General features: G+C 69.7%; 17 protein-coding genes. 9 read left to right on the top strand and 8 right to left on the bottom strand.

The window, feature by feature from the left end:
- Positions 1 to 27 precede the first annotated feature (27 nt).
- Positions 28 to 648: a TetR/AcrR family transcriptional regulator gene (locus tag ACFVRO_RS03320; protein WP_386949223.1), complete on the bottom strand. Its 621-nt coding sequence runs from the start codon at positions 646 to 648 to the stop codon at positions 28 to 30.
- A gap of 280 nt (positions 649 to 928) precedes the next feature.
- Between ACFVRO_RS03320 and ACFVRO_RS03315 the strand changes: the two genes are divergently transcribed.
- The 3 genes from ACFVRO_RS03315 to ACFVRO_RS03305 are packed head-to-tail and all read left to right on the top strand — an operon-like array spanning position 929 to position 3,707.
- On the top strand, positions 929 to 1,564 hold the full coding sequence (locus ACFVRO_RS03315) for a response regulator (protein ID WP_386949221.1): 636 nt from the start codon (positions 929 to 931) through the stop codon (positions 1,562 to 1,564).
- Complete coding sequence (locus ACFVRO_RS03310; RefSeq protein ID WP_386949218.1) at positions 1,564 to 2,724, top strand: sensor histidine kinase; 1,161 nt, start codon at positions 1,564 to 1,566, stop codon at positions 2,722 to 2,724. Before ACFVRO_RS03315 ends, ACFVRO_RS03310 begins: the two co-directional genes overlap by 1 nt.
- Positions 2,712 to 3,707 carry a hypothetical protein gene (locus tag ACFVRO_RS03305; protein ID WP_386949215.1) on the top strand — a complete coding sequence of 332 codons (996 nt, stop codon included), beginning with the start codon at positions 2,712 to 2,714 and terminating at the stop codon, positions 3,705 to 3,707. Before ACFVRO_RS03310 ends, ACFVRO_RS03305 begins: the two co-directional genes overlap by 13 nt.
- A gap of 182 nt (positions 3,708 to 3,889) precedes the next feature.
- On the opposite strand, the gene argG is transcribed toward ACFVRO_RS03305, so the two are convergent.
- Positions 3,890 to 5,335 (bottom strand): argininosuccinate synthase, encoded by a 1,446-nt coding sequence (argG, locus tag ACFVRO_RS03300; RefSeq protein ID WP_386949212.1) that lies wholly within the window; start codon positions 5,333 to 5,335, stop codon positions 3,890 to 3,892.
- A gap of 297 nt (positions 5,336 to 5,632) precedes the next feature.
- Here argG and ACFVRO_RS03295 point away from each other — a divergent pair, with 297 nt between their 5' ends.
- The 6 genes from ACFVRO_RS03295 to ACFVRO_RS03270 all read left to right on the top strand — a co-directional run bounded on the left by ACFVRO_RS03295 (position 5,633) and on the right by ACFVRO_RS03270 (position 10,103).
- Positions 5,633 to 5,863, top strand: a complete 231-nt coding sequence (locus ACFVRO_RS03295; protein ID WP_386949209.1) for a hypothetical protein — start codon at positions 5,633 to 5,635, stop codon at positions 5,861 to 5,863.
- 19 nt (positions 5,864 to 5,882) lie between these two features.
- Entirely contained in the window at positions 5,883 to 6,662 is a 780-nt protein-coding gene (locus ACFVRO_RS03290) for an ABC transporter ATP-binding protein (protein ID WP_386949206.1), read from the top strand.
- Complete coding sequence (locus ACFVRO_RS03285) at positions 6,662 to 6,937, top strand: hypothetical protein (RefSeq protein ID WP_386949203.1); 276 nt, start codon at positions 6,662 to 6,664, stop codon at positions 6,935 to 6,937. The genes ACFVRO_RS03290 and ACFVRO_RS03285 overlap by 1 nt, the downstream gene beginning before the upstream one ends.
- The gene (locus tag ACFVRO_RS03280) at positions 6,934 to 8,442 is read left to right on the top strand and encodes a hypothetical protein (RefSeq protein WP_386949200.1); all 1,509 of its coding nucleotides are present in this window, start codon (positions 6,934 to 6,936) and stop codon (positions 8,440 to 8,442) included. The genes ACFVRO_RS03285 and ACFVRO_RS03280 overlap by 4 nt, the downstream gene beginning before the upstream one ends.
- Before the next feature lie 31 nt (positions 8,443 to 8,473).
- Positions 8,474 to 9,187, top strand: a complete 714-nt coding sequence (locus ACFVRO_RS03275; RefSeq protein ID WP_386949197.1) for a hypothetical protein — start codon at positions 8,474 to 8,476, stop codon at positions 9,185 to 9,187.
- 253 nt (positions 9,188 to 9,440) lie between these two features.
- Positions 9,441 to 10,103: a LuxR C-terminal-related transcriptional regulator gene (locus ACFVRO_RS03270; RefSeq protein WP_386949194.1), complete on the top strand. Its 663-nt coding sequence runs from the start codon at positions 9,441 to 9,443 to the stop codon at positions 10,101 to 10,103.
- A gap of 25 nt (positions 10,104 to 10,128) precedes the next feature.
- Here ACFVRO_RS03270 and ACFVRO_RS03265 read toward each other — a convergent pair whose 3' ends face one another.
- Genes ACFVRO_RS03265 through ACFVRO_RS03240 form a run of 6 tightly spaced genes read right to left on the bottom strand, consistent with a single transcriptional unit; the run spans position 10,129 to position 15,399 of the window.
- Positions 10,129 to 11,262: a hypothetical protein gene (locus ACFVRO_RS03265; protein ID WP_386949191.1), complete on the bottom strand. Its 1,134-nt coding sequence runs from the start codon at positions 11,260 to 11,262 to the stop codon at positions 10,129 to 10,131.
- Positions 11,256 to 12,005: a hypothetical protein gene (locus ACFVRO_RS03260; RefSeq protein WP_386949189.1), complete on the bottom strand. Its 750-nt coding sequence runs from the start codon at positions 12,003 to 12,005 to the stop codon at positions 11,256 to 11,258. Before ACFVRO_RS03260 ends, ACFVRO_RS03265 begins: the two co-directional genes overlap by 7 nt.
- Positions 12,002 to 13,063 (bottom strand): VWA domain-containing protein, encoded by a 1,062-nt coding sequence (locus ACFVRO_RS03255; RefSeq protein ID WP_386949186.1) that lies wholly within the window; start codon positions 13,061 to 13,063, stop codon positions 12,002 to 12,004. Before ACFVRO_RS03255 ends, ACFVRO_RS03260 begins: the two co-directional genes overlap by 4 nt.
- Complete coding sequence (locus tag ACFVRO_RS03250) at positions 13,060 to 14,025, bottom strand: VWA domain-containing protein (RefSeq protein ID WP_386949183.1); 966 nt, start codon at positions 14,023 to 14,025, stop codon at positions 13,060 to 13,062. The genes ACFVRO_RS03255 and ACFVRO_RS03250 overlap by 4 nt, the downstream gene beginning before the upstream one ends.
- A gap of 11 nt (positions 14,026 to 14,036) precedes the next feature.
- Positions 14,037 to 14,525 carry a hypothetical protein gene (locus ACFVRO_RS03245; protein ID WP_386949180.1) on the bottom strand — a complete coding sequence of 163 codons (489 nt, stop codon included), beginning with the start codon at positions 14,523 to 14,525 and terminating at the stop codon, positions 14,037 to 14,039.
- Positions 14,512 to 15,399, bottom strand: a complete 888-nt coding sequence (locus ACFVRO_RS03240) for a DUF58 domain-containing protein (RefSeq protein WP_386949177.1) — start codon at positions 15,397 to 15,399, stop codon at positions 14,512 to 14,514. The genes ACFVRO_RS03245 and ACFVRO_RS03240 overlap by 14 nt, the downstream gene beginning before the upstream one ends.
- Positions 15,400 to 15,401: the final 2 nt, after the last annotated feature.

Here is a 15,401-nt window from a genome sequence, read left to right as displayed (position 1 = left end):
CGAGCGCAGTTCTCCACGTGACATCTCTCATGATGGGGCCTCTGTCGTGATGATGTCGGGATGAGCGGCGAGCAGGGCGTCGACCTCTCGCCAGGAGAGCCCGGCGATGCTGAGGACGGCGCGGACGGCGAGGTTCGATGCGCCCTCGCTCGCGGCGTCCGTGCGGGCGATCGCCGTGCGGGCGGTCTCCTCGATCAGCCGCGCGAGGGTGGGGGCGGCGAGGTCGGTGCGGAAGCTCCCGTCTTCCTGCCCGCGTGTCACGAGGTTCGCGACCGTGCGGCGCAGCGGGACGAGCGCGTCGGCGGTGTGCTCGACGTGGGCCTCGTCGAGGGCGAGCGCCGCGGCGACCTGCACATGCGCGGCCTCGCGCCAGAGGCGGGCGGCGAGACGGGCGAGGGCGATGCGGCAGTCGGGGTCCGACACCGATTCGGCGATCGCGTTGAACCGCTGGGCACCGCTGGAGATGATCTCGCGGATCAGGGCGTCGCGGTCGTCGAAGTGCCCGTAGAGGGTGCGACGCGAGAGTCCGGCGCTCCGGGCGATCACGTCGACGGAGGCGTGCGGGTCGCTCGCCAGCGTCGAGCGGGCGGCGTCGAGGATGCCGGCGCGGTTCTCCACGGCATCGCGGCGGGGTGCACGGGTGGTCATGTCACTATCGTAACTTATAGTGCACAGTGTTGTGCAAGTTAATGGGGCGGACTCACAGGCAGTCAGTTCTGACGGGTCAACGGTATCGGGGCAGTCAGTTCGAGGGGTGCCGAGTGCGGAGCCGTGCCACAGTGAGAGGGCACGTCGGGAGAAGGGTCCTCGGTCCCCGGGGCGACGGTCCCGCTTTGGTATATCGCCGTGGCGGAGCGGCATCGGAGTGCGGTAGTTTCCCCGTGGGGGGCGTAGTGCCGCACGCATCCACCTGGGGAGTTCGAGAAGCATGAAAGCGCGCATCGCCATCATCGACGACCACCCGGCGGTGGCCCTGGGGGTCACGGCGATCATCAACTCCCATCCCGACCTCCACGTCGTCGCCAGCGCATCCACCGCGGCCGCCGTGCTCGCGCGGGGCGGGAGATTCGACCTGATCCTGCTCGACCTCCAACTCGCCGACGGCTCCACGCCGGCGGAGAACATGCGCCTGCTCTCCCGCACCGGGGCTCCTGTCCTCGCCTACACCAGCGGCGAGCAGCCGCGGCTCGTGCGCGAGGCGGCGAAGGCGGGCGTCGCGGGGATGATCCGCAAGTCGGAGGTGCCGGTCGCGCTGGTGCGCTCGGTGCTCACGGTGCTGAGCGGGGGCCAGGTGGCGACCCCTGACTGGGCGGCCGCTCTCGTCGAGGACCGCGCCTTCGTCAGCGCCCATCTGAGCGCCAGAGAGGCGGAGGTCCTCGCGCTCTACGCCTCGGGCGAGACCGCGGAGCGCGTCAGCGCCGCGCTCTTCATCTCCCGCGACACGGTGCTCGACCACATCCGCCGCATCCGCACGAAGTACGCATCCGTCGACCGTGCGGCGCCGACCAAGGTCGACCTCTTCCGTCGCGCCGTCGAAGACGGCCTGGTCGAACGGGACGGCTGATGCGGAGCGCCTCCGCGGCGACGGTGCGGGCGAATCGTCAGGTGGGGTGGCTCATCTCCCTGTGTTCCACGCTCGCCGTGATCTCGATCCTGTTCGTCGGCAGCCCCGCGCCTCCGCTCGTCGCGCAGTTCGACGACTTCGCCGAGTGGTGGACGGCCCTCGGCCTGCTGGCGATCGCCGCCTTCCTCCTGCTCGCCGCGCTGGGCCGGGTGCTCCCGATGAGCGTGCTGCGGGTCGCCTGGCCGAGCGCCTCGCTGCTCGTGATCGGACTGCAGCTGCTCTCCTTCGCGGCCTACCGCGGCACCGACCCTGCGGTGATCCCGTGGGTGTGGCTGCTGGAGCCGACGGCGGTCAGCCTGCTCGCCGTCTCCTTCCGCGCCCCGCTCGCGTTCTCCCTGTCGGTCGGATCCGGCGCGACCGTCGCCCTCTCCTCGTGGATCTTCACCGGCGGCGTCTCCGAGGCCGTCGCGGTCGCCACCCCGGTGCACATGAGCAACATCGGATTCACGGTGATCCTTTACGGCATCCGCAACGCCCTGGCGAACCTGCACGAGTCCGAGACCGCCGCGCGCGAGGCCGCCGAGCTGCAGGCGCGCAGCGACGCCAGAGCCCACCGCAGGGCCGAGCTGAGCCGCTTCGTCCACGACGACGTGCTGTCGGTGTTCACCGCCGCGCTCCTGTTCCGCGGTCCGGCGCCCGACATCCTCCGGCAGGAGGCCCTGCACGCGCTGACCGTGCTGGATGCGGCGTCATCGGATGCCGACACCGCCCAGGTCGACGGGCGGGCGGCATCCGATCAGTTGCGCGTCCGCCTGGAGCGGGTGGCGCCGACGGCGAGGATGGTCGCGTCCGGCGACGATCAGGTCGTCTCGGTGCGGGCGCTCGCCGCGGTGATGGGCGCCGCGGCCGAGGCGCTGCGCAACGCCGTGAGGCATGCGCAGGCGCAGAACATCGACGTGGACGTCCGCGTCGAGGGCGGCGCGATCAGGGCGGTGGTGCGCGACGACGGCGTCGGGTTCGACGCGGCCAGCGCCGCTGCCGGCCGTCTCGGCCTCTCCGGGAGCATCGTGGGGCGGATGAGCGACGTCGCCGGCGGGAGCGCCGAGGTCAGGTCGGCGCCCGGTGACGGGACGGAGGTGATCCTGACGTGGATGCCGTGAACACGACGGGCACCGGGGCGTCGGGGCTCGCATCGCGCGCCGCGCGATGGGTGATGGTCGCGGTGTGGGCGAGCGGTGTGGCCAGCGGAGCCCTCGCCGGTCACTTCTCGCCGCCGCGCCCGCTGCTGATGCTCGCCTATCTCGTCGCGCTCGCCGGCGCCGTCCTGCTGACGGATCCGCGGGACCGTCCGCTCACGGGGCTCAGGGCGCTGAGCATCCCCGCCGCGACGCTGTCGATCACGCTCCTCGTGCTGATCGAGGGCACCGCGGCGAAGGACGTCTGGCTCATCGACTACGCGGCGTACCTCGTCGCGCTCCAGGTCGCCCGCGGAAACCTCGTGACGGGTCTGAGCGGGACGGCGCTGCAGGTCGCCGCGGTGCTGATCTGGGCGGAGATCGGAGGGCAGGACGCCGGCGGAGTGGCCAACATGCTCGCGATCCCGGTGTCGGTCGCCGTGCTCGGGCTTCTGTGGCGGGGCATCCTGCGCGGGATGGTCGGCCGCGAGAGGAGGCATCGTTCGGCGGCTGCCGAGTCGGAGCGCATGACCCGGGCGCTGGACGCCGCGTCAGGCGACCTGCAGCGAGAGCTCGATGCGATCCGCGCGCAGGTCTCGCCCATGCTGAGGATGCTGCGCGACGGCGGCGAGCTCATGGAGGAGGCGCTCACCGGCATCCGCATCCTGGAGGGCGCGATCCGCGACCGCATCCGCTCTCCACGTCTGCAGCATCCCGCTCTGAACGCGGCGGCGGCGCAGGCCAGGGCTCGTGCCGTGTCGATCACGATGCTCTCCGATGCGGAGGGCGAGCGCGTTCTCGGCGATGCCGCGGCCACCAGGGTCGCGCAGCTGGTGACGGAGGCGCCGTCGGGTGCGACGGCGGTGATCACCGTCGGCGGAGAACAGCAGGACGAGGTCACGGTCGTGCTCGACGTCGAGGGGACGCACCACAGATACGTCGTCGTCGACGCTGACCCCGCGCGCTGACCCGGAACTCCGGAGAATCGTGGACTCGGCGGGGCCGCTCGGCGTGTTCTCCGCGGAGAGACCCGCCGCCGACGGTGGAGGTTCACGCAGATCTCCGGAGTTCCGGCGGACCGATCGCAGAGCCGACGCAGAAAGAGGGGGCGGATGCCGCAGCATCCGCCCCCTCTTCAGCGACCGACGTGTCAGTCGGTGCCGGAGTCGAAGGCGGCGCCCTCGGAGGCCGTGTCCACGGCGTCAGCCAGCGTCTCGTCGGCCTCGGAGACCGAGCCCTCGACGGCGCCGGTGATCTCGGTGGACTCGCCCGCGGTCACGCGTCCGACCAGCTCGCCGGTCGCGCCGCCGACGAGGCCGAGGCCCGCGTACTGCTCCAGACGTGCGCGCGAGTCGGCGATGTCGAGGTTGCGCATCGTGAGCTGGCCGATGCGGTCGACGGGGCCGAAGGCGGCGTCGCCGACGCGCTCCATCGACAGCTTCTCGGGGCCGTAGGAGAGGTTCGGGGAGACCGTGTCGAGGATGGTCCAGTCGTCGCCGCGGCGCAGGCGGATCGTGACGGAACCGGAGATCGTGAGGCCGACCCAGCGCTGGATCGACTCGCGCAGCATGAGCGACTGCGGCTCGAGCCAGCGGCCCTCGTACATGAGGCGGCCGAGGCGGCGACCCTGCTCGTGGTACGTCGCGAGGGTGTCTTCGTTCAGGATGCCGTTGACGAGGCGCTCGTAGGCGATGAACAGCAGCGCCATGGCCGGGGCCTCGTAGATGCCGCGCGACTTCGCCTCGATGATGCGGTTCTCGATCTGGTCGCTCATGCCGAGGCCGTGGCGTCCGCCGATGCGGTTGGCCTCGTGGACGAGCTCGACCGGGTCGCTGTACTCGACGCCGTTGATGGCGACGGGGCGGCCGGCCTCGAACGTGACGGTGACGTCTTCGGTCTCGATGGCGACCGAAGGGTCCCAGAACTTGACGCCCATGATCGGGTCGACGGTCTCGAGCGAGACGTTCAGGTGCTCGAGCGTCTTGGCCTCGTGGGTCGCGCCCCAGATGTTCGCGTCGGTCGAGTACGCCTTCTCGGCGGAGTCGCGGTACGGGAAGCCGTGCTCGACGAGCCAGTCGCTCATCTCCTTGCGGCCGCCGAGCTCGGTGACGAAGTCGGCGTCCAGCCACGGCTTGTAGATGCGCAGGCGCGGGTTGGCGAGCAGACCGTAGCGGTAGAACCGCTCGATGTCGTTGCCCTTGTAGGTGGAGCCGTCGCCCCAGATGTCGACGCCGTCCTCCTTCATGGCGCGCACGAGCATCGTGCCGGTGACGGCGCGGCCGAGGGGCGTGGTGTTGAAGTAGGTCTTGCCGCCGGAGCGGATGTGGAACGCGCCGCAGGCGAGGGCGACGAAGCCCTCCTCGACCAGCGCGGTCTTCGCGTCGACGAGGCGGGCGACCTCTGCCCCGTACTCGAGCGCGCGCCCGGGGATCGACTCGATGTCGTCTTCGTCGGGCTGTCCGAGGTCTCCGGTGTAGGTGCACGGGACGGCGCCCTTGTCGCGCATCCATGCGACGGCGACGGAGGTGTCGAGTCCTCCGGAGAAGGCGATGCCGACGCGCTCGCCGACGGGCAGGGACTGGAGAACCTTGGACATGCTTCCCAGTCTATCGGCGGCGTGTCGGCTGTTTCGGCGGGGAGCGGATGCCGTCGGATCAGGCGTCTGCGCCGACGATGCGAACCCCGGTCGGACTCTGCCGCCGCGATCGTCGCCGACCAAAGTCGTAAGGACGTACACGAAAGTCTGTTCAGCGGAGGATCCGCCCGTGGATAAGGTGGTGCCGCTCTCATGCAGGAGAGCGGCACCGATTGAAAGGGAAAACCAATGACAAGTCTGATTCCGCCTTCCATCTCAAGTATCCCAGTTCTCGTCGAGGCGGCAAGCGTCGTCGGCATGGTCCGACAGCGGGTCGCCCGCTCCATCGAGGCGGAGCTCCGCGTCACCCCGATCGCCCCGGCGATCGTGATCATCGTGGTCGCCGTGGCGGCGTTCCTTGCGCTCGCCGTCGTCATCGGGGCCATCGCGGCCTACATCTGGTTCTGCCAGTCCAACGGGCTCGGCTGGCCGGGGCTGGCGGTGCCGGGGCCCAAGGGCGGCGTGTACCGACTGGGCTGCTTCAAGTAGGAATGACGACAGAAGGAGCATGATGACGTCGGTCGACGGCCTGGAAGCACGAGGCATCACCAAGAGGTACGGAAGGAACACGGTCGTCGATTCCGTCAGCTTCGTGGTGAGAGCCGGCTCGGTGACCGGATTGCTCGGTCCGAACGGGGCCGGAAAGTCGACCTGTCTTCACATGCTCACTGGCGTGGTGACCCCTGACGATGGCACCGTCACCGTCGGGGGCATCACCGCGACCGAGCCGCGCGCCAAGCTGCTGCTCGGATTCGCTCCGGACGACCTGCCTCTCCCCGAGGCATTGACCGGACGGGAGTACCTCGCCTTCCACGATCGCATGCGAGGTCGCTCCGATCTCGACCGCGGTCTGCAGATCATGGACTCCCTCGATGTCCTCGATGCCGTCGAGCAGCAGATCCTCGAGTACTCGCACGGCATGAAGCGGAAGGTCCAGCTCGCGGCGGCACTCATGCACTCGCCTGAGCTCTTGATCCTCGATGAGCCGTTCCGAGGTCTCGACCCCGATGCCACGGCCGTCGTGGGCCATCTGGTCGAGTCGATGGCCCGCAGCGGGCGATCGGTCCTCATGGCGACGCATGACCTGGCGAGGGCGGAGTCCATGTGCGACTCGGTCGTGATCCTCGACCGCGGCAGCGTCGCAGGCCAAGGGGCGCCGTCGGAGCTGGTCGATCGGCACGGACGCGGGGAGTCCCTCGAGACCGCCTTCCTCGTGATGACGGGTCGCGAGGCGGATGCCGACCGCAAGAAGCAGCTCATCGCAGACTCGCTCGAAAGGACCATCTGATGACCAGAACCGCCGTACTCGGAGGCATCGTCGGATTCGCGCTGGGGACGTTCGTCACGATCCTCGTCCTCGCCGTCTCCAGCATCCTCGCCTTCACGCAGTCCACTCGGATCGAGATCCCCGGGGTCTTCCTGGTCTGGGCCGATTCGTCCACCGGTTCGCCGGGGCTCGCATTCGAGCCGAACTTCGTCGGGATCGTGCTGATGATCGTCGTGATCACGCTGGGCGGTGTCGCACTGGCCGTCTATGCGCGTTCGCGCGCAGCGGTCAGATGAGCGGCGGTCAGGTCGGCGCCATCGCGAGCACCAGCGCTCGTCTGTGGCGGCGCGAGCTGGCGTCGGTCTTCGGCATCCGGGAGCGGACACTGCTGATCTCGGTCGCCGTGTTCGGGGCGGCGATGGTCGCCTTCAGCGCCTTCCTCGCCTGGACGCTCGGGGCGTTCGTCGCATCGGTGGCGCCGGCATCCGCGACCCTCACTGATCAGCGCTCTCTGCTCCGACTGATACTCGCCGGCCTGATGACGGGGACCACGGTGTACTTCCTCGTCGTGTGCTCCAGTCTGCCTCCGCGCGACCGACTCTCCAATGTTCTCGTCGTCCTGCCCGTCACTCGCTGGCGGTCTGCTGTCGGCACCCTCCTCCCCGCGATGGGCTTCGGGCTCGCGGTCGCGATCGTCTTCGGCTTTCCGACGCTGCCGATGCTCGTCGAGCTCGTCGATCCGACCCGATTCCGCATCGAATCGGTGGGCGCGTTCCTCGGCATGATCGTGCTGACCGCGCTGCTCGTGCCCGGCCTGTTCTTCACCGTCCGAGACGTCCTCATCCGCGTCACGCGGATGCCTCTCGCCTATTCGCTCGCGCTCGCGGTCGGCGTGACCCTGCTCGCGGTGTTCGCCGTGGCAGGGGGCGACCTCATCCCCCGCCCGAGCATCGACGGGGACGATCTCTGGTCTCTGCTCCTGCTCCCCCGGGCGATGAGCGAGGTGCTGCAGCCGGAGGCCAGTGACGCGACGAGACAGCTCGTCGCTTGGGGCGCCGTGGCGCTGTGGTCGCTGCTCGCCGTCGGTCTCGTGGTGGCCGTCCTCCGATCGACGGTCATGCTCGACGGGCGGGTCTACGCATCGCCCTCAGTCCGGATCCCCGAGCGCGGCTCATCCTGGACGGGCGCTCTCCTGTTCGAGGTGGCCGTGCTGACCCGGTTGCCGCAGTTCGTCGTCTCATCCCTCGTTCTCGGTCTGAGCACGGTGGCGCTGCCGTTGATGTTCCTCCAGCCGGAGGCGAGCGCGGCAGTGGACCAGGTCGTCGCACTCCCGGTCGTGGTCGCGTTCGCCCTCGGCGCGTATTCGTACGGGTCGACGAGACGCTCGCACTGGTGCGGCGCCGTGCTCGGGCGCCCCCGGCTCTGGGTGGTCTCCAAACTCGTCGCGTGCTTCCTCGTGTCGGCGGTCATGGCCGCGCCCTATCTGGTGATGATGGCTCTTGCCGGGCTTCCGGGAGAGCGTCTCCTCGACGTCGCCATGCTCGGGCTGGGCATGTGGTGCTCCGCGGCGCTCGCCGGAGTCCTCGTGCCCTTCTCCGTCGATCAGCCGCTGTCGGCGACCGTCACCTCCGCGACGACGGCGGGCCTGTGGACGCTGTCGACCTTCGGAACACGATGGGTCTTCGCGGAGGCGAAGATCGAGTCACCGGTTCTTCCCGCTCTGGTGTGGCTGTTCCTCGCGCTCGGCATGTACGTTCTCGTGACGTCGAGGAGCGGCGAGCGGGTCGACGCGGGTGCGTGAAGTCCGGCTCGATCCCATCGACGGAGTCATCGTGTCCGTTGAGGGGTGGGAGTACCCGGACCTCGCGATGCGGATTCCGTCGCCCCCGCTCATCGTGGGCGACGGTTCCACGTCGAGCGATCTCGAGTCGGCTCGCCGCGCCATCGACCTGGGTCTGGCATCCGTGACGCAGACGGGGAGGGGCGCGGGGCCCTTCGCCGTAGAGCTCGTCACCGCCGTGCCGCTGCCGTCAGGGTGGCTCAGGGGTGGAGGCGCGACGGCGCTGCGCCTGGCGCTCCTGCATCCGCTGATGTGCATCGCCGCGGTGCTCGTCTCCGTCGCGGCCGGGATGCTGCAGAACTCCCTGCTGTGGTGGGCGTGCGTGTGTCTGATCATCGTCGGGGTCTCGATGATCGCGCACGAGGCCGGGCACGTGGTGGCGCTGCGCCTCGTCGCGGGGCCGGAGGAGCCTGTCCTGCTGCGGGCGACCCCGACCTCGGCGCGACTGATCTGGCGCTCCACGGGCACGGCGGCGGATCTGATCGTGATCGCCGCAGGCCCTCTGTCTCCGCTGCTGCTCGCGATTCCGTTCACGCCGCTTCTCGTCGCCGCTCCGGTCGCGGGCATCGCGGTCGTCGTGGTCGCCGTCTCGCACCTCGTCACCCTGTTCCTCCGAAGCGGAGACGGTGGAGAGCTCCGCACCGTGGTGCGTGCGCTGAAGGGGCTTCGGACGTCGCCCGATCCGGCCGAGAGCACCGGCGCCTGACTCCGATCCGACGCCCTGCGCGTCGCGACTTTCGTCCACTCGTGATCGTGACGAAAGTAAGGGGTGGGCGCTGACGTCGAATTGATAAGGTCGGTAGAAGAATTGGATACAGCCGGGGGGCTTTGGGCAATGAGTGAAATCTGCAGGACTCCCGGCGACGCCGGGAGGTACGAGGCCGTGACCTGGCATCTCTCGAAGAGAGGACCGCGCGGGGCGTCGTGGTGACCGGATGGTGAAACGACACGTGGTCATCGTGACCTCCAGTCCTCTGACGGCCCTCGGCATCCGAGACCGCATCTCCGGAGTCGACGGCATCGACTCCGTCGTCGTGCACGTCGTCGAGCCTCGTGATGACGGCCTCCGTGGGATCGTGCGGGCATGCGGAGAGCGAGCCGCGTCCATCCTCATCCTGGACAGTGCATCGCTGAAGGGCGATTGCGAGGAGTTCGTCGCCCAGCTCGCGCGTCGACAGCCGGAGACCCGTGTCGCCGTGGTCGTGCCGTCGGGCGGGGTGACCCGAGCGTCGGAGTACTTCCGTGCGGGAGCCCGCGCGGTGGTCTCCGAGGACTCCGATCGAGACGAGTTCACCTACATCCTGGGCGAGGTCGTCGCGGGTCACGTCGCTGCCTCCAGAACGGTTCTGCGCGGGATCGTCGGTGACCCCTCATGGCAGCGGGAGGGAACCCGCGCCCATCCTCAGCGTCCAGCGCTGACGACGCGTGAGCTCGCCATCGTCGAACTGCTCGCCCGCGGTCTGTCCAACCGGGAGATCGGCGAGGAGCTCCATCTCGCCGAGGCGACGGTGAAGGTGTATCTGGGTCAGGTCATGTCGAAGTGGCAGGTCAGGGATCGCCTCCAGGTGGTGCTGAACTTCCTGGGCAGGCTGGAACCGGAGTCCTCGCGGTCCAGGGCGTAGGCGCTCTCCGGCGATTCCCGACGACTCAGGGGAACCCCGGGTACTCCTCGAGCTTCTTCACGAACGCGTCCCGGTCGGCGTCGCTCAGCACACCGCTGGCGATGACCGTCAGCTGCAGCCCTTCGAGCGGCTCGCCGGTGCGGGCGTTCTGCGCCTGCCTCGTGGTGAGGAAGCTGCCGTCCTGATCGTTCGACAGGTCGTAGATGTCGGCGTAGAACCGCAGGGGCTCCGGGTAGTTCTCGGAGTACGACTCCCAGGTGTGCTGGGTGCGCGGGTCGTCGCTGCCGTACAGCTTCGCCATCATCGACGGGTCGATGCTCGATGTCGAGGGGTCGTTGAACGCGTAGAGGCCGTACATCCCGTGCTGGATCACGACGTTCTGGATCACGCCCATCACGGCCGTCTTGCGGTCGAAGTCCTGGATCGGCTCGGTGGTCGCCCAGCTCGCGGTCGTGTACTCGCTGAGCATCGACTCGCCGCCGTAGCCGTTGCGCTCCGGGCGGATGTCCTCGTCTCCGACCTGCACCCACTCGTAGCCGAACTCCTCCGTCAGAGCCGTGCGGATGTCGGCGAACAGGCTGTCTGCCGAGGCGCGCACCTCTTCGAGGGACTGCTGGTTCAGAGAATCCTGCGGGTCGGTGCCCTTGATGCCCGGGTACGCCTCCTCGTGCTTCTGCGCGTCGCTCTTCACGCCGTCGTAGGTGCCGGCAGCCGAGGTCCGCAGGGCGCTGATCCCCCCGACGGTGGCGACGTTGAAGAAGAGGGTGATGATCAGGGCGATGCCGCCCAGCATCCGCGCGCGTGCCGAGAACAGGGAGGCGATCACGACGCCGAGAACGGCGAGCTGCAGCGCGATCATGGTGATGCCGTAGAGGGCGTCCGTCGCCCCGGCGAGGAAGGTGCCGAGCAGGATCACCGCGAACAGGGCGGCGACGCCGAGCGTGACCCAGCCGAACGCCGAGGCCGGCCTCTTCTCCTCACCAGGAGTGGTCGCCCCCGCGGGGGATGCCGGAGGGACGGCCGGATACGGCGCGCCAGGGGCGACCGCGGGGCCCTGCTGACGCCGTGCCCCGCGGTACCCGCCGGGCGGCGGCACGGGAGGGGCGCCCTCCGTGCCCGCGATGTAGCGCTGGCGCTGCTTCTCCCTGTCCATCACCATGGCCTGTCCGTCCCGGAGCCGCCGGGCTCATCGCCGTTCTGCTGCTGGTCGCGCTCCTGCGTGCCCTGCTCCAGCTTCTCCTTGAGGTCCTCGAGCTTGTCCTCCGAGGGCTGCGGCTTCTGGGGCTGTTCCTCCGGCTTCGGCTGCTGCTCCTGCTGCTGTTCCTGCTGCTTCTGCTTCAGGCGGTCCTCGAGGTCGTCCGTCGTCTTCTTCATGTCGCGGTCAGGGTCGGACGACTGCTTCTGCGCATCCTCACTGTCGCACTCCGCCGGCGTCTCCGCGGTCACGGTCAGCGCCTCGCCGTAGAACTCGGCGGCGGCCGCGCCGTCGCCGCCCTCGCGTGCCGCGTCTCCCTGGCGCTCGATGACGAGAGCGAGGTTGATCCTCACGGTGCACACCTCGAGGCCGTGCGCGAGGGCCAGCGACTCCTCCAGCTTCGCGCGGGCCTCGGGGAGCTTCTCGGCCCCCGCGAGCGCCGTGCCGACGTTGAAGGGCGCCTTGTACGGCTCGAACCAGTTCAGGAACTCCTGGTTGCGGGCCGATGCCTCGGAGCCCGCGTAGTCGTCGACGACGTACGAGCTGATCGCCTGGTGGGCGAAGGCGTACATGCTCAGCAGCTTTCCCACGAAGAGCAGCGCGACGAGAGCCAGCGGAAGGGTTCCGACAGCGACCCACCGGCGGACGAGTCGGCGTCGCCGGTTGGCCGCGAGGAGAGCGGATGCCGCCGCCTGTGCGTCGGTCATGACTCACCGCCCGTGCTCTGGTCGAGGCGCGTCGTCCCGCTGCGCTCGCTCGGCGACCGGGAAGCCCCCGGCGCTCTCAGCAGCCGGAGTCGGGCGACGAGCATGGTGGCACGCGCGAGCTCGACGGCGAGCAACGCCATCATGACGAGCGCGGCGATCCAGTAGAGCTCGGTGACGTTCCCCGTCTCGCCCGAGGCCGCGTAGCTCGTGGTCGTCGACGGAGCCGCGGGCAGCGTCGGCGCGGAGTCCACCGTCCTGTGCTCGTACGGCACGCCCAGCTGCTCCGCGATCGTCGTGAGGTTCTTCTCGTCGATCACCGACGTCGCGTCCTCGCCCTGGTACTGGATGTACCCGCCGTCGGCTGAGGGGTCGACCCCGCCGGTGGTGAGGCGCATGGGCCCGCCCTCCTCGGTGCCGTAGCCGAAGACCGCGCCGGCATCCGTCCGCTTCGCGCTGCTGGCGAACGACTCGGGGGTCCCGCCGTCGGTCTGCTCGCCGTCGCCGAAGTAGAACACCATGCGGGAGCGGTCGGGAGACGACTTCGCGGCCTGCGAGAGGGTGTCGTCGAGCATCCGGTTCGCGATCCCGACCGAGCTGCCGCGCGACTGGCTGGTGACCTCGGGGCGCAGCACGTCGAGCGAGGAGATCAGCGCCGTGGTATCGGTGGTGAGCGGCATCCTCAGATCGGCGGCCGCGTCGAAGGTGATGAGCGCGAAGCGCGCGCCGGGGTACTCCGCGACGATCGCCTGGATGTCGGCGCGCACGCCGTCGAGGCGCGGCTCACCGCCGTCCCAGTCCTCCGCGACGATGCTCGCGGTGGTGTCGACGACGAGCACGATGTCGGTGTCGGTCGCGAGGGTCTGCGTCGAGCCCCCGGGGATGCCGGGGCGCAGCAGCATCGCGAAGCACGCGAGCAGCATCACCAGCCGCATGACCCACAGCCAGCGCGGGGCGCGGGTCTCCTCGCTCCGCCGGGTCAGCACCCAGATGACGAGCGCGACCGCAGGCGCGAAGAAGAGCAGCAGCAGGAAGACGTTGAGGACGGGCTGGAAGATCACAGTCGCACCCTCCAGACCACGACGACGAAGGCGAGCGTCACGATCATGAGCACGACGATCCACAGGTTCGGGGTGTCGGTCCAGACGACCCTGGCCTGCCCCTTGAGCGCGGTGGCCTCCTGCTTCTGCACCTGGGTGATGATGTCGCCGACCGTGGTGGTGTCGCGCAGACCGTACGCCTGGCCGCCGGTGCTCTCGGCGGCCCGCGCGAGCTGGGCGCTCACGTCGGCGTCCTTGCCCTCGACCGGGTTGAGGGCGAACACCCGCACGCCGTTCGAGCCGGCGTATGCGGCCGCCTCGTCGAGGGTCACGATCGAGGCGCCGTTGATCTCGTTGTCCGTGGCGAGGATGACGGAGCGCGAGCGCTCGTCGTCGGGGTGGTCGAAGCCCATGGCGCACGCGGCGAGGCCGTCTCCGATGAGCGAGGCGCCGTCGCCGTTGAGGGTGCCGACCCAGTGCTCGGGGATCTCGTCGGCGTAGTCGAAGCTCTCGCGGATGCTTCGCAGGTGCTCCCGGATGAACGCGTAGTCGTCGGTGAGCGGGAAGACCTGCACCGGGGAGCTGTTGAAGATCGTGAGTCCGATGCGCTCGCCCTTGAAGCCGTCGAGCAGCTCCTCGAAGACGGAGAGGACCTCGACGTCGACCTCGCTCATGGACCCGGACACGTCGAGGCACAGCATGATGTCGCGGCTCGTGTTCACGGGCTGGATCGTCTGCGACGACATCGGCCTCGCCGCGACGGCGCCGGCGGCGAGCGTCGCGACCGCGCCGAGGATCAGGATGCCGGAGAGCCCGAGCACCCGCCGACGGAGGGCGGAACGGAACGTGGGCAGCGACCTCAGCCGCTCTGCGCGGGCGATGCGCGCCCGCTCTCCCGCCGCGGTGCGGGCGCGCGCCCGCAGGCCGAGCAGCAGCCCGATCGCGACGGCGGCGAGCACGACCCCGGCGGCGATGAGGATCATCCACCCGTTCGCTAGTGCCATGAGCGCACCACCGTCCTGGCGGCTTCGGTGCCGGCGACCGGATCGATCGCGGGACCGGGGCGGAAGATGCTGGGGTAGTAGTGGCGCCCCATGGCGTCGATCAGCGCCGGGTGCACGCCGCGGGCGACGAGGTCGTCCAGAGCGAGCACGGGGGCCTCCAGCCCGCTGTATTCGTTCACGAAGGTGCGCACGACCCTGCTCAGCTCGAGGTTCGCGTTGCGGGCGGAGAGCTTCCCTGCGCGGTAGTCGGCCTCGACGAGCTGGATCCGGTCGAGGTACTCGATGCGCAGCTGCGAGAGCACGTCGACGGTGAGCGGCCCGGGGTGCGCGGCATCCGGCTGGGCGACCCCGCGGCGCGGTCGGGTCAGCACGATGAGCAGCCACGCGGCCAGGATGAGCACCGCCAGGATGCCGAAGGCGAGCAGAAGCCACCAGCCGGAGTACTGGAACGGAGGGTAGAGCTCGTCAGAGCCGGGCATGGGACCTCCGGTTCAGCAGCTGCAGGAGCTGCGTCACGGCGTCGTCCTGGCCGTCGAGAACGGAGTGGCTGATCTCCAGACCCTTCAGGGTCTCGGCGAGGTGCGCGGCATCCGCCTCGGTCTGCGCCGTGAGCTCGCGCACGATCTCGGCGTCTCCCTGCACGAAGTCGGGCACGTCCCACATCGTGTCCACGTCGCTGCGCACCGTGCGCGTCGCGTGGTCGAGGACGACCTCGGCGTCGCGCACCGTCAACCACAGCACGTCGTGCTGCACGCGGAGGCGGCGCAGCATCCGCTCCGTGTCCTCGGTCACCGGCGCCTCGTCGGTGACGATCACGACGATCATGCGGCGCGAGATCGTGCGCGTGATGAACGACAGCAGGGCATCGCGGTCGCTGGGGGCGCTGCTGTCGTCGATCGCGGAGTCGATGGTGCGCAGCGCGTGCTCGAGGGCGCCCTCGCTGCGACCGGGAGCGAGGCGGCGGATGCCGGCGGAGTCGCCGTACACGGTCGTGAAGTCGTCGCCGTGGCGCAGCGCCAGCACGCCGAGGACACCGGCGGCGAGGATCGCGAGCTCCTTCTTCGATCGCTCGTCGTGCGCGAGGGCGCCCATCGAGCGGCCGGTGTCGACGGCGAACAGGATGGTGTGCATGCGCTGCGCCCTGTGCCGCTTGACCAGCGGAGTCCCCTGGCGGGCCGTGGCGCGCCAGTCGATGTCGCGCACCTGATCGCCGTACTCGTACTTGCGCAGGTCCTCGAAGTCGAGGCTTCGGCCGTGCAGCAGCGACGCGTAGGCGCCGTCGAGCGCGTGCAGCGACTTGCGCGACGAGTGGATGAAGAGCTTGCTCTTCACCTGGGTGATCAGGCTGGGCATGC

This window comes from Microbacterium sp. NPDC057944 (genome assembly GCF_042887445.1).
In the GTDB taxonomy this organism is placed as follows: Bacteria; Actinomycetota; Actinomycetes; order Actinomycetales; family Microbacteriaceae; genus Microbacterium; species Microbacterium natoriense.
This window is presented reverse-complemented; position numbering and strand designations above follow the sequence as displayed.

Bases quoted from the DNA above. Each gene is read 5' to 3' on its own strand.
- ACFVRO_RS03315 (WP_386949221.1), top strand. From the start codon at position 929: ATGAAAGCGCGCATCGCCATCATCGACGACCACCCGGCGGTGGCCCTG.
- ACFVRO_RS03245 (WP_386949180.1), bottom strand. From the start codon at position 14,525: ATGCCCGGCTCTGACGAGCTCTACCCTCCGTTCCAGTACTCCGGCTGG.
- ACFVRO_RS03290 (WP_386949206.1), top strand. From the start codon at position 5,883: ATGATGACGTCGGTCGACGGCCTGGAAGCACGAGGCATCACCAAGAGG.
- ACFVRO_RS03260 (WP_386949189.1), bottom strand. From the start codon at position 12,005: ATGACCGACGCACAGGCGGCGGCATCCGCTCTCCTCGCGGCCAACCGG.
- ACFVRO_RS03240 (WP_386949177.1), bottom strand. From the start codon at position 15,399: ATGCCCAGCCTGATCACCCAGGTGAAGAGCAAGCTCTTCATCCACTCG.
- ACFVRO_RS03295 (WP_386949209.1), top strand. From the start codon at position 5,633: ATGGTCCGACAGCGGGTCGCCCGCTCCATCGAGGCGGAGCTCCGCGTC.
- ACFVRO_RS03285 (WP_386949203.1), top strand. From the start codon at position 6,662: ATGACCAGAACCGCCGTACTCGGAGGCATCGTCGGATTCGCGCTGGGG.
- ACFVRO_RS03250 (WP_386949183.1), bottom strand. From the start codon at position 14,025: ATGATCCTCATCGCCGCCGGGGTCGTGCTCGCCGCCGTCGCGATCGGG.
- argG (WP_386949212.1), bottom strand. From the start codon at position 5,335: ATGTCCAAGGTTCTCCAGTCCCTGCCCGTCGGCGAGCGCGTCGGCATC.
- ACFVRO_RS03280 (WP_386949200.1), top strand. From the start codon at position 6,934: ATGAGCGGCGGTCAGGTCGGCGCCATCGCGAGCACCAGCGCTCGTCTG.
- ACFVRO_RS03310 (WP_386949218.1), top strand. From the start codon at position 1,564: ATGCGGAGCGCCTCCGCGGCGACGGTGCGGGCGAATCGTCAGGTGGGG.
- ACFVRO_RS03265 (WP_386949191.1), bottom strand. From the start codon at position 11,262: ATGGTGATGGACAGGGAGAAGCAGCGCCAGCGCTACATCGCGGGCACG.
- ACFVRO_RS03320 (WP_386949223.1), bottom strand. From the start codon at position 648: ATGACCACCCGTGCACCCCGCCGCGATGCCGTGGAGAACCGCGCCGGC.